Raw genomic sequence first — 10,820 nt, forward strand, 5'->3', positions numbered from 1 at the left:
TTTATAATTCTCAATTTATGGGTTGTTTTTAACATAGTTTCAACCTTCCCGGATAAACAAATTCTTCCCTTTGTAAAAATTAGGGACGGTGAGAAACCGTCCCTGTTTTTCTAAGTTGGAGCCAATAAAGGGATTCGAACCCTTTACCTGCAGTTTACGAAACTGCTGCTCTGCCTAGTGAGCTATATTGGCCTATTATTTAATCACAATTATAATATACTACTTTTTTTAATTTTTGTCATCTGTTTAAATTTAAATATTTTCCCCCTCTTGAGAGGGGGATAGTTTATTCTCCAGATACTGCTAATTTTTTAATCTTTACAGATGGAGAGCCTACTCCATTTAAACTGACTTTTAGGTCATTCCCTATTTCTTCAATATCCATCAATGTTTCGAAGATATTTCCTGCAATGGTTATTTGATTTACTGGTCTTTTAATTTCTCCTTTTTCTATTTCATAGCCATGGGCAGAAAGGGAATAGTCTCCGGACACTGGATCTAATCCAGAATGTAATCCTTGCACATCAGTAATTAACAAACCCGATTTCATGGTTTTCAATATTTCCTCTAAGGATTTATCTCCTTTTTCTATATATAGATTAGAAGTTGAAGTTGATATTGGAGATTTATAGGAATCCCTATATCCATTTCCAGTAGATTCAACTCCATCCTTTAAGGCAGATTTCCAATTATATAGACAAGTATTTAATATACCCTTATCTATTATCTTCTTATACTTGGTTGCCGTCCCTTCGTCATCAAAAGTACTAACCATAAACCCATCTTCTGCAAAGGGGTCATCTACTAATGTAAAATCAGTAATGGCTATTTGTTCTCCTACCTTATCCTTTAAAAGAGATAGGCCTTTTTGGACATTTTCTGCATAAAAAATGGATTTAAAGGAGGATATTATATCTGCAAAGACGGTGTTTTTCAATATTACTGGATATTCATTAGATTTTATTGATTTAGCTCCTAAATATGATAGAGCTTCTTCAACTGCTTCTTTTGCCATTTTTTTATAATCAAAATCTGTAAAATCTTTAGCTATTCTATAGCTAAGTCCAGTTTTAGTTTCTTCCCCTTCTTTAGCTACAACCATAATGTATGAATAGGCTAAGCTCATATTGTTTTCTAAATTTAAACCTTTAGTATTAAACAAATATTTGCTATTTTCTATTTCATAGTAGGCACAATAACTTACTGCAACAATCCTCGAATCTAAGTCAAAGGCTTCTTTTTCTAAGGATTTTACGAATTCTATTTTATCTTCTAAAGGTGTTTCTTTAAGGCTTTGTTTGAAGCCCTCCAATTCTTTATATTCATCCGAACCAGAAAATATGATTTCCTTCTCTAATGCATCGATATACTTTCCATTTTCATAAGCTTCTTCTACTAGCATATCCATAGATGATTCATCTACTTTTTCAGTATAAGAATATCCTATTTTGCCATCATTAATTCCCTTTAGGGATAACCCTTCCGTTTCTGAAATATTGTACCTATCTATTTCTCCTTTAAATACCTGGATTTCAATTTCCTTAGTGTTTTCTATATAGGTTTCCATATCCTCAAATTTTTCTTTTCCTTTTTCGAAAATCTTATCTACTAAATCTTTGTATTTCACCCTATTCATCCCCCTTCCTTCCACCAACGGTTAATGATTTTACTCTAATAGTAGGTTGACCTACATTAACTGGTATAGAACCACTTAGAGAGCCACACATGCCTTGGCCAAAAGTTTGGCTGTTTCCTACCATATCGATATTCTCTAGTACTTTACTTCCCGTTCCTATTAGAGTTGCTCCTCTTACTGGTTTAGTTATTTTACCATTTTCTATTAAATAACCTTCCATAACTGCAAAGTTAAAGTCTCCTGTAGCTGGGTTTACGCTTCCTCCCCCTAATTTTTTGGCAAATAATCCTTTTTCCGTATTGGATATTATTTCTTCAAAGGTTGAATTCCCGTTGGCAATAAATGTGTTGTTCATTCTTGAAGTTGGTGGGAATTTATAGGATTGTCTTCTAGCTGAACCAGTCGATTCCATATTCATTCGTTTTCCATTTAATTTATCTACTAAATAGGATTTGAGAATCCCATTTTCTATGAGTACATTTCTTTGAGTTGGTGCTCCTTCGTCATCTATATTTAAAGAACCCCATTCATTTGGTATAGTGCCATCATCTATGGCAGTTACTAAAGGTGATGCTACCTGTTTCCCCAATTTATCTGCGAATACTGAAGTGCCTTTAGATACAAAGGTTGCCTCTAATCCATGACCACAAGCTTCGTGGAACAACACTCCTCCAAATTCATTGTGAATAACCACTGGCATAACTCCACTAGGAGAATATTCAGCCAATATCATGGTTTTAGCTATCCTGGAAGCTTCTTTACCTACTTCCCCTACATCAATTTTATCAAATAGTTCAAAACCCATGGCAGCACCTGGTCCATAGAAACCAATTTGTGTTTCTCCATCCTTTGAAGCAACCGACTGGATTTTGAACCTAGTCCTTACCCGTTTATCTTGAACCATTAGTCCTTCAGAATTGGCTATTAATACATTCTGTTCTTCATCAAAGTAATTTGAAGTAACTTGGGTTATAAATGGATCATAGGCCTTTGCACTTTCATAACCCCTTTTAAGTAATTCTACTTTTTTTGCTTTTTCAGCATTGCTAGGCATAATTTTGATTGGGTGCATATTACTTATATTGAATTCCATTAGATTCAATACTATATCTTTTTTGCTAGATTTAATAGCTAAAGCTGCTTCTTTGGCTACTTGTATTAGGTTATCCTCCTTTGAATTATTAGTATAAGCGTAAACACTGTTTAACCCATCAAATATTCTAATGCCTACACCATAATCTCTACCAGATATGCTACTTTCCACATATCCTCCCACCATGTCAATGCTTGTATTAAACCTATCCTCTACAAAAACTTCCGCAAAATCCCCTCCTTTAGAGAGAGCTGCATAGAGTACGTTTTCTATAACCTTTTTACTAAGCAAAAAATTACCCCCTTTTTTCGAAAAATTTCCTATATTAACCATTATATATTATTTTTTATTTTAAAGCATTTATTTTCTTGTTTTAAGAAAAACAAAGCAGCTTTGGTCCAATTTAATATGGAACCTTAGCTGCATATTGAAACCTACTACCCTTATTACTATCTTGTCTTGCCAATATAGAACAATGCAATAGTTCCAGGGCCTGAATGGGCACCTATAACGGGATCAACATAGTTTATCTTGACATCCTTTACATTTAATCTCTCTCTCACTAATTTTTCAACATACAAAGCATCATCTATGGAATCCCCATGAGATATGAATACAATTTGCTCCGTTGGATTTATACAGGTCTTTTCCATTTCATCTACAAGTGCAATAAGGGATTTCTTTCTAGTCCGTACCTTGCTAACAGGGACAAGTCTGCCTTCATTATCAACGTGCAATACTGGTTTGACCCCTAAAACAGTTCCAACTAATGCAGTTGTCCCGGATATCCTTCCTCCCCTTTTTAAATGAAACAAATCATCAACTGTAAACCAATGACAGAGGTGAAGCCTATTTTCAATAAGCCAATCCTTTACTTCATCAATAGATTTGCCAGACCGTTTCTGTTCAGCACAATAATAAACCAAAAGTCCCTGACCCATTGAAGCAGCAAGAGAATCGACCACATATATTTTTCGCTCAGGATATTCCTTCTCCAAATTTTTTGCCACCATAAGGGCAGCATTGTATGTGCCACTAAGTGCCGATGAAAAGCTAATATAGAGTATATCCTTACCTTCTTTTAAGTTGCTTTCAAATACATCTTGACATTTCTCCATGCTTATGAGGGATGTTGTTATTACTTCACCTTGCCTCATTCTATCATAAAATTGTTTAATGTCTGTTTTTTCACCTTTTATATAACTGTAAAATTCTTCTTCTCCAATTCTAAAGACAAGAGGAATAATGTCTATGTGGTACTGTTCAATCATTTCCTCTGTAAGATTTGCTGAAGAATCCGTTATTATTTTGTAACCCAATTTCTAACCACCTTTGTATATTATTTTTTTACTATATTATTATTGTTATAATATACCAATTTGAAAAATATTATACCTGGGACATAGGGGACGGTTCTCGCTGTCCCAAGTTAATCTCTTTATATGTGTTCCCTTCTAGGCCTTTTATCTTATAACTTGTTTCTCTTCTTCACAATATTTATATCCATCAACAACATTATGAAACATAAAAATAAAAGAGCAATTCTTATGATATGCTTTCTTTGTTTTTAGGTCTTTTTAAGAGATTATTCTCACTAGATTAAATAACTTATTGAATAAAATGGTAAGATATTCCTCTCCTTGTGTTCCGTTGTAAATGTAGTCAGGATCTATACCTTTACCTTCAACTTCTTTGCCATTTCTACAATAAAAGCAACCTACTGTTAATTTAGCCCATCCCAATAAATCTTTACCATTGATAAAAATTCCATGTTCTATTGCTTTTAGTAAGTTCACTGTTGGTTTTTCAAGTAGTTCATTGTTAATGTATGCTTTTTTAGTCATTAAGGGAATAAATTTCTGTATCTTTGATTTACCAAAGGTTTTGTTTCCAACAATATATCCAGAACCACTATCCTGAATTGCCCCTGTAAGAAGCTCAGCAGCACTGGAAGTTTCCTCGTTCACAAGAACAATAAGATTATATTTTAATTCTTTAAGATTTGAGTAATACTCTATATCCTCAAATTCTTTAGAATAATAATCGATTTTAGCTATTAAGCCTTCCTTTACAAATAGTTGTCCAACCTTTACACTCTCTATTATCTCTCCACCTTTATTATCTCTTAAATCTAAAACAAGGTTGTTAATTTTATTTTCATCCATAATCTTTAAAACATCTACAACTTTATCATAAATATCATCATTAAAAGTAAATATACGTATATAGCCTATATCTTTGATGATCTCATACTCTACAGGTATTCTATCTATATCATCTTTTCTGCCAAAAATATTGTCTGCTAACTCATCCTTTGAGAAAAAATTGCTATAAGAGTCTATGGAGCTGTATAGTTTTTTTAATTTCTCTATAGTATCTAATTTTGAATTGTATTTGATAAGCCTTTCCCCATATCTACTGTTGAATAATGGATAATATTCTGTTATCTCTTTGATATGAGTATTGAAATAATCAATATCTCTAACTGCATAAGCATCCAAGGGTAGTATCCATAAAAATATCAATATAAAAATTATAGCTTTTTTCATACTATCACCTCATTGTATAAATGGCTGCCAGATTAAGCTGACAGCCATTTCAGATTTTTATTATTTAACCAATATTAATCTACTTATTCCTGTGTTGTATAGTTCCATTTATAGTCAATGCTACCATCTTCATTATAATATATCCATAAACCTACTTGTTTACCATATTCATAGCTACCTTCATATTCAATCTTTCTATTTTCATAATAATATTTCCAATGGCCTTCCATTAAATCATTTGAGTAACTACCTTTAGATGCTAAAGTTTCATCATCATGATATTCTTGCCATTCACCAGTTTTATTACCTTTAGAGAACTGACCTTCTGACTTCTTTTTCCCATTATAATACCATGTTTTATATGAACCCTCTAACCAAGATCTATATACTTTGTCGACTTCATCGTAACCATATTGATAGTATGCTTCTTTGGTTTTTCCATTATTATCTCCTGCGAATTCTTCATGGAGACCATTATAATAATTATCTTTGTATACATATCTCTCATAAATATATCCATTTACATAATGTTCCCAAAGTCCTTGCTTTTCTCCGTAGCTATCTTCGTACCAAACTGAGTAATCATCTAAAGTACCATTTATCTCCCTTTCTAGCTGAGAATAATCTACGCCTATATTATACGAATCTTCAACTACTGGATAAGCCTCTACTGTGATTTTTGGAACGAATTCCATATACTCATCCGACGGATTAATAACATTCTCTGGCAGATTAAATTCACCTTGGAACTCATATGAACCTGTATAAGGATATTTGCCTATAACCTCATCTACAGTAGGATAGCTTCTCTCAGAATTCTCTTTCCATACTACGTTGATTTCAATTGTATTATTTCCAGCATTAATGTAAACCGGAACTTTTTCAGGCAAATAAGCTAAGGATTCCTCTAATGACTTCCCTTCAGGTATTTTGATTATATCTAAATCAACCAACCCTGAAATAACATATTCTGTAGTATTTTTCTCTCTGTATTTTATAGTATAATTCATATTCCCAACATCACCCATTATAGCAGTATATTTCTCAAGGTCAGGATAATATCCATCAATTTCAGGCGCTATAATTGTATAACTGTCTCCTACTTTTACTTCTCTAGTTTCAGTTGCTTTTGCTTCTCCTAGCTCATTACCATCCTCATCTGCAAATACGTATCTTATAGTTACAGTATAGTATTTGTCATTGTTATAATATGTTACTATTACCTGATTGAGTCCTTCTTCCATAATCCCACTTACTACTGGATTATCAGTATAATATCCTTCCACGGTTGGTGAAGGTATATTGTACTCTTGCCCAATTTTTATATCCCCATCTATATATGGTTCAGGTGCTTCTACCTTTTCATCATCTATAACATATTCTATTAACAAAACCTTATAAGGCTCGTAATCCTTCATATATGATACAATGACAGTCTCATCATCCCTTCCTATAGTACCTTCCACTGTATCCTTATCAGGGGTATACCCTTCAATTTTTGGTGCAGGAATATTGTATTTATCGCCATATTTGTAATCTTTCTTTTCAAAGGTTGGAGGTAGTATTACATCCTCATCGTCAAATTCTAAAACATAATATACTGTCAAAGTATAATAAATTTCATCTTCTGGATTATCTGTATCTTCTGACTCATCTGGGTCTTCAGAATCCTCTATATCCTCTAGCTCATCTGAATCATCTAAGTCCTCCTTTTCATCGTTATTGTCGTCATAGTTGTTGTTATCATTATCATCATTGTCAATATCTTGTTCTTCTTCTATTGATTCATCTTCTTCTAATAATTGTTTTTCAATTTCATCTAAAATTTCATCTATTGGCCTATTTTCTATCTCCTCAATTTCTTTAATTAATTCATCATAAATCATATCAAACTCTTCAATGCTCATATCCAATTGTTCTAACATATTATCTATATCCTCATAGGTAAGGTCATTAAAATCCGAATAAATATCCTCATCATTTTCATAATCCATTTCATAGATTATATCAGAAAACAATTCCTGATATTCTTTCATAAATGCCTCATCCAATATGTCAGATTCAAAAAATTCTTTTGGAATCTTTCCATCTTTTAAAGGTATTTGTACATAATCAATATTTCCATCTTCAGAATCATTACTGATTTTAATACCAAGAATCTTATCTTCATATACAAAATCGATAATCTGCTCCCCTACATAGAATAATTTATTACCATAATCTAATCCTCCTAAGTCAGGTAGTCCAAAAATTGCAGAAACTGGAGCATAATCATCTTTCATCTCCTCTAAAGTCATGGTTAATTTACCATTTTCTCCAACAATAATAGTACTTGCTGTAGAGCTTACATCTAAAACAACATCCAATCCTGAAACAACAACACCTACTCCCTCTCCCAAAGTCAAGTATCCAGCTGCTGCTGTAGAAAGACCAGCTGTAATCATTGTTCCACCTATGAAAAGACCTACTTTACTAGCTGTTTTAGTAGCTTTTGCTATTAACTCCAAATTTGCATAAAAAACTTCTTCTTCAATAGCTTCTCCTTCTATTATACTTTGAGATAATTTAAGGATTTCAAAAGCCTTTTTTGCATCTACTCCTAATTGTTTAGAAAACTCCTTCATCTTTCTAGCATTTTTAATAGCATCAAACTGTTCTGTTATTTTTTGAGCCCATTTAAGACTATCCTCAGTAGAACCAGTTATTGAATTATTAATTATCTCTTCTACATCGTGAATATATTTATCAGTAGCATAGCTCATTGTCATACTACTTTTATAAACCTTCTCCCATATATTCACTGCCTCATCTCTAATTTTAATCCATTCTTGGATTCCCACTTCATCGATATCCATGGTCAACAATTTCTCATTAAGTAAAGATCCATAGATGAATAAGGAGACTGTATTATTTGTAGCTTTGCCAACTGAACCCATTTTTAAATTTTCTTCAGATAGGTTGACGGTAGCTCTATTGATTGAACTAATGGTCTCTAAATCATTTACTCTTTTAATTATAGTAATAGCTTCTCCTAAGGTTAATTTATCATATATTCGGAGGGTATTATCACTATATCCATTAATTATTCCTAAAGATAAAACCTTGTCAATATCTTGTTTATTACTGTTATCTATTTGTTGACTATCAATATAATCATCTACTAAAACATCCAAAATTTCTTCATATTCTAATGTGTTTGATAGAAATCTAATGACATCGATTCTTGTTAAAGGTTCATCGTCTAAAATATCTTCAACGGTTATTAATTCTTGGTTAGTAATCTGTTCATAAAGCCCTTTAAATTCACCTAAAGATATATCTCTGTCAAAATCAATTGATTCTTCATCCTTGAAGATATTTTTTTGTCTAAAATATTTATAATTCTTCTTTGCCCAATGATTTATGTTTTGAGCATAGGTAATATTATGTAAAGCTAAAAACAATACTAAAGCCATAGCTATAACTCTTTTAATTTCTATTTTTTTACTCATTTTATCCCTCCTTTAATTATTATACCTCCTTTAATTAATTTTTTTGATTCTTATTTCAAGATGCAAATTTTCAATTATATTGCTTACTTTTTTCCACCTCCAATTTAGATAAAACTTCTTCCACTCATAATATTTTATAATGATTATATATATTGCACATCCGCACTAAGTATGAAATTAATAAAACACCTCTCATACTTTAGTATGAGAGGCTCTATTATTGCCTGTTTACAAGCTTTTTCAAATTATATATCTATTCATGCTTTTTAAGTAGCATACTAATAAGTTCTGCCCGCTTAGATACATCATATTTAGAATATATATTACGTACATGCGTTTTAACTGTACTTTCACTTATGTAAAGTTTCTCACCAATTTCACGATTTGACTTACCTGTCAGAATAAGTTGAAGCACTTCATTTTCCCTTTCAGTAAGAGGAGTTAACACTTTTGTCTTCTGGATAATGTCTTCTTGTTGTGGCTTGCTCATGCTATCATAGGCTACAAGATAAACATGATTTTTAATTAACATGGTGAGTTGACGGTTAAGGGGTGGTAACATAGCGAGTGTCACACATACAACTACAAGCGCCATAACTGCTACTTCTGCACTGGGGATTTGTATTGAAGTAACTCCCACACCAATCATATCACCACATAGAACTCCGAAGACATTGGCAGCTAGACCAATACCAAATACTTTAACAGGATTTTTAGCATAATCTAGCATTTCTCCAATTATACTCCACCAAAACAAGTCAAAAATACCACAAGCTCCCAGCATCAATGTGTTCACAACAAAATAATCCCCAGCTCCCCGTCCTAACAGCATAAAGCTAACAAAGGAAGCCATAATCATTGCCATTCCAACATATAGAATTTGTGATCTTTTTACTTTAGTAGGTAAATTCCGTATAATTATAAGTGCAAATATATATGGTACTGCCCAATACCAACTTACAAGAGTAGTTAGATGTTCAAAAGCAGGATTCATGACTTGATACATAAGGCCAGAGTTGATGGTAATGGTAGCCACAAATAAAAATAGCATCAAAAGCGATTTTTGAATATCCTTTGGTTCCTTATCTTCCATTTCTTCTGCCCATATTTTATTAGTATCTGCTGGCAGTAGCCAAATGAAAAACATCCCTACCACAAGGCAGAATATAGACATAGCAAGTCCTATAAAGGCTGACAAATGAATGGCTACTACATTTATACATATCATGATAATATTGGAATAAATCAATACATCTGCACAAGTCTTAATCCGTTGATTTTTAGGTGTAAATGTCTTTAGATAATACCCCCATGAAGCCACAGCACAACCTCCAGCGTACCCGCTAACAACTAAACTTAAAGCCCATAAGGTTGGCATATTGAAAAAGAAAGGTAACGTTACAATAAGACATACTCCCATACTGCTAATCATAGTACGCCTTGCCATAATTGGAGATTTAACTACTGAACCGCAAAAAAACAGTCCTATAAAATGCGCTACAATAGCAGCTAATATGTAACCAGAAGGATTATAATCATAATAAGCAATAAGGCTATATAATACCTGCCCCTCAAAAACAAATGATAATAAGTAAGCAAATAGTAATGCGAAACCGTTAATTGAAATGATACGTTTATTAGTATTTTTGAACATTTTATGGACTCATCTCCCTTTTAAAGTCTAGTTAAAATTTTATAACTACTATACAAGCATTCTTTTATAGAACTACTGTCATATTGATGAGTTGTTGTCTCTTGATGTTACTGCCTATTTATTCCTATCAGTACAATCGTTTCAACTTACATTGAGAATACAATAATGATGTAGTAAGTATCTGATATCCCCTTGATGGAAAAATATATTTCAAAAATATTCCTCTATAATCTTCATTTTTGAAAATTTTCATCCAAAACCTCGTAATGAACTATTATCCCATTATATAACTGGGTTTGAACTTATGTCAATAAAATAGGCACTTTTTTATTAATCTACCACTTACATTCCCCTATGCAAATAGTTCTTTATTCTCTAATACATATTAGATTATATT

At 32.4% G+C, this 10,820-nt stretch carries 6 protein-coding genes and 1 tRNA gene; all 7 read right to left on the minus strand.

Features of this window, described 5'->3' with window-relative positions; genetic code table 11:
- Positions 1-116 precede the first annotated feature (116 nt).
- The 7 genes from C3E90_RS12765 to C3E90_RS13405 all read right to left on the minus strand — a co-directional run bounded on the left by C3E90_RS12765 (position 117) and on the right by C3E90_RS13405 (position 10,423).
- Positions 117-192, minus strand: a tRNA-Thr gene (locus C3E90_RS12765).
- Between the two features lie 94 nt (positions 193-286).
- Positions 287-1,627 (minus strand): TldD/PmbA family protein, encoded by a 1,341-nt coding sequence (locus C3E90_RS12770; RefSeq protein ID WP_236916058.1) that lies wholly within the window; start codon positions 1,625-1,627, stop codon positions 287-289.
- A 1-nt stretch (position 1,628) separates the two neighbouring features.
- Positions 1,629-3,020: a TldD/PmbA family protein gene (locus tag C3E90_RS12775; protein ID WP_236916059.1), complete on the minus strand. Its 1,392-nt coding sequence runs from the start codon at positions 3,018-3,020 to the stop codon at positions 1,629-1,631.
- 158 nt (positions 3,021-3,178) lie between these two features.
- Positions 3,179-4,048 carry a DegV family protein gene (locus C3E90_RS12780; protein ID WP_236916060.1) on the minus strand — a complete coding sequence of 290 codons (870 nt, stop codon included), beginning with the start codon at positions 4,046-4,048 and terminating at the stop codon, positions 3,179-3,181.
- Between the two features lie 258 nt (positions 4,049-4,306).
- Entirely contained in the window at positions 4,307-5,278 is a 972-nt protein-coding gene (locus C3E90_RS12785) for a S41 family peptidase (RefSeq protein ID WP_236916061.1), read from the minus strand.
- A gap of 83 nt (positions 5,279-5,361) precedes the next feature.
- Complete coding sequence (locus C3E90_RS12790) at positions 5,362-8,769, minus strand: MucBP domain-containing protein (RefSeq protein WP_236916062.1); 3,408 nt, start codon at positions 8,767-8,769, stop codon at positions 5,362-5,364.
- Positions 8,770-9,022: 253 nt separating this feature from the next.
- Positions 9,023-10,423, minus strand: coding sequence for a LuxR C-terminal-related transcriptional regulator (locus tag C3E90_RS13405; protein WP_272879148.1), 1,401 nt, complete (start codon positions 10,421-10,423; stop codon positions 9,023-9,025).
- Positions 10,424-10,820: the final 397 nt, after the last annotated feature.

This window comes from Clostridium sp. Cult2 (assembly GCF_021655075.1).
GTDB lineage: Bacteria > Bacillota > Clostridia > Tissierellales > Tepidimicrobiaceae > Schnuerera.

Excerpts from the sequence above, each read along its gene's own strand:
- C3E90_RS13405 (WP_272879148.1), bottom strand. The coding sequence starts at position 10,423 with ATGTTCAAAAATACTAATAAACGTATCATTTCAATTAACGGTTTCGCA.
- C3E90_RS12785 (WP_236916061.1), bottom strand. The coding sequence starts at position 5,278 with ATGAAAAAAGCTATAATTTTTATATTGATATTTTTATGGATACTACCC.
- C3E90_RS12790 (WP_236916062.1), bottom strand. The coding sequence starts at position 8,769 with ATGAGTAAAAAAATAGAAATTAAAAGAGTTATAGCTATGGCTTTAGTA.